The organism is Streptomyces ureilyticus (assembly GCF_011045025.1).
GTDB lineage: Bacteria > Actinomycetota > Actinomycetes > Streptomycetales > Streptomycetaceae > Streptomyces > Streptomyces ureilyticus.
Window position 1 is genome coordinate 1 of sequence record NZ_JAAKZX010000416.1, and the last position, 2,632, is coordinate 2,632.

Genomic DNA, 2,632 nt, shown 5'->3' on the forward strand with positions numbered 1-2,632 from the left:
CCCTCTTCCCGCCCCCGACCTACTCCCACGCCTCCGTGGTCGAAGCGGGCACGCGGCTCGCGTTCCTCGCCGGCTCCGTCCCCCTCGACGCCGGCGGAAAGCTCGTAGGCGAAGGCGACCCGGTACGGCAGGCCGAGCAGGTCATCGCCAATCTGGGCGAGCAACTGCACGCGATCGGCAGCGACTTGGCGCATGTCGCGTACACCGACGTGTACGTCGTGACGAGCGACCCCGCCGTGCTCTCGGAGGTCTGGGACGTCGTCGAGGCGTCCGGGCTCAGCACCGGCCCGCACTCCTCGACTCTCCTCGGGGTCGCCTGCCTCGGTTACTCGGGCCAACTCGTGGAGATCACGGCGACGGCCGTCGTGCCCGAGCCAGAGCCCGGCGCCGCACCGTAGGCACTACGAAACGTCTGTCGGCCCCCAACTCCGCCTCTTCGGCAGCGGTTTCGCGTAACTCCCGGCGCGGCTTGTCGTCAGACCCAGGCTGACAAGGGACTCAGCGAGTTTCACGGCCGCGGCCACTCCGTCGACGACCGGCAGGCCCAGCTTGTCGCCGACGACCCGCTGAAGTCCCGTCATCCCGGCGCAGCCGAGCACCAGTACCTCCGCACCGGCGTCGCGGGCCCGCTCGGCGGCGGTCACGAAGGCCTCCTCCGTGCGGAGCGAGTCACCGAGGTCGAGGACGCCGAGGCCCGTGCCCACGACAGCGGCGCAGTTCTGGGCGACCCCGGCCGCGTACAGGCTGTCCTCGATCTGTCCGCGCGAGCGCTCCAGCGTGGTGACGACGCCGTACCGTCGCCCGAGCAGGCAGGCGAGATGTGCCGCGGCCTCGGTGATGTCGACGACGGGTACGTCCACGAGTTCCCGTACGCCCTCGCGCCCGTGCTCCCCGAACCCCGCCATGACGACGGCGTCGTACGGGTCCTCGTACGTCCGCAGGGTGTCGAGGACGGCCGCCGCCGAGAGGTAGCTGTCGAGCCAGCCCTCGACGGACTCGGGTCCCCACGCGGGGGTCAGACCGGTCACGGTGGTGCCCGGGCCTGCGGCGGCCCGGGCACCTCGTACGATCTCCTCGGTCATCTCCTGCGTCGTATTGCAGTTGGTGACGACGATCCGCACGTTCAGCCCTCCACAGCTGCGGGCTCGGAGGCAGCGGCTTCGGCGGCGGCGCGCTCCGGGCGGCAGAGCAGGGCGTACAGACCGGCGGCCATCGCCGTGCCGATGAACCAGGAGTACGGAGCCACGGCGCTGAAGTCCTTCACCAGCGCGAACACCGCCGACACCGCAGCCGCGGGCAGGAACGCCCACAGAGCCTTGGGGTTGACGCCCTTGCGGTAGTAGTAGCGGGACCCGGGCGTGGCGTCGAAGAGCGCGTTGACGTCGATACGGCCGCGCTTGATCCAGAAGTAGTCGAGCATGATCACGCCGAACAGCGGGCCCAGGAAGGCGCCGAGGCCGCCGAGGAAGTAGTTGACGACGGTGGGGTTGGAGAAGAGGTTCCACGGGGTCACGACCAGCGCGGCCACCGTGCTGATCATGCCGCCGACCTTGAAGGTGATCTTCTGCGGCCAGACGTTCGCCAGGTCGTACGCCGGTGAGACGAAGTTGGCGACGATGTTGACGCCCATGGTGGCGATGGCGAAGGTCAGCGCGCCCAGCACCAGTACCCAAGTGTTGCCGATCTCGGCGACGAGGTAGGCCGGTTCGGTGTGGGCCTTGCCGAAGACCTCGATCGAGCCCGCCGTGACGATGACCGAGACGACCACGAACGCCGTCGAGTTGATGGGCAGGCCCCAGAAGTTGCCGCGCTTGACGGTCTTGTAGTCCGGCGAGAAGCGTGAGAAGTCGCAGAAGTTGAGCATCAGCGTGCCGTACGTGGCGAGGATGAGCCCGATCGCGCCGAACCACTGCCGCCACTGTTCGCCCACCGAGACCGGGTTCGGGGTGTCGGTGAGCGAGATGGTCCAGCCGGCCTTGGCGAGGATCCACACGGCGAGCGCGATCATCACGATCCAGATCGCCGGACCGCAGAAGTCCTGGAACTTCCGCACCGACTCCATGCCCTGGCTGATGATCGCCGCCTGGATGAGCCACAGGGCGATGAAGGTGCACCAGCCGAGCTGGTGCAGCCCCAGGAAGGAGTTGTGCGTCCAGGACTCCAGGCCCGGCCAGGCGGCCAGCAGCATGATGTTGACGGCGACGGAGGCCAGGTAGGTCTGGATTCCGTACCACATGATCGCGATGACGGCCCTGATCAGGGCGGGGATGTTGGCGCCCCAGACGCCGAAGCTGATGCGGCTGACGACCGGGAAGGGCACACCGTGGCGCTGCCCGATCTTCCCCATCCAGTTCATGCCGATGTAGATGATGACGAAGCCGACGAGCAGGGACGTGAAGACCTGCCACACGTTCATACCGAGGACCAGCAGGCCCGCCGCGAACGTGTAGTTCCCGAGGTTGTGGACGTCGGACATCCACATGGCGAAGAGGTCGAAGACCTTCCAGTTGCGCTTCTTCGCGGGGGCGAGGTCTTCGTTGGTGAGCCGGGGATCGGGGACGAACTCGGTGGCGCTCTGGGCTGCGGCCGGATCGGCGAGGGACACGGGACCTCCAGGGGGAGGGGCGGAGGG

The 2,632-nt window shown here is 68.3% G+C and carries 3 protein-coding genes; 1 reads left to right on the plus strand and 2 read right to left on the minus strand.

Annotated elements, in window-relative coordinates; genetic code table 11:
• The coding region (locus G6048_RS47640; RefSeq protein WP_165345831.1) for a RidA family protein at positions 1 to 398 on the plus strand (398 nt) is incomplete at its 5' end.
• A 3-nt stretch (positions 399 to 401) separates the two neighbouring features.
• Here G6048_RS47640 and G6048_RS47645 read toward each other — a convergent pair.
• Complete coding sequence (locus G6048_RS47645; RefSeq protein WP_165345832.1) at positions 402 to 1,121, minus strand: aspartate/glutamate racemase family protein; 720 nt, start codon at positions 1,119 to 1,121, stop codon at positions 402 to 404.
• A 2-nt stretch (positions 1,122 to 1,123) separates the two neighbouring features.
• Complete coding sequence (locus G6048_RS47650; RefSeq protein WP_165345833.1) at positions 1,124 to 2,605, minus strand: NCS1 family nucleobase:cation symporter-1; 1,482 nt, start codon at positions 2,603 to 2,605, stop codon at positions 1,124 to 1,126.
• Between the last annotated feature and the right edge of the window lie 27 nt (positions 2,606 to 2,632).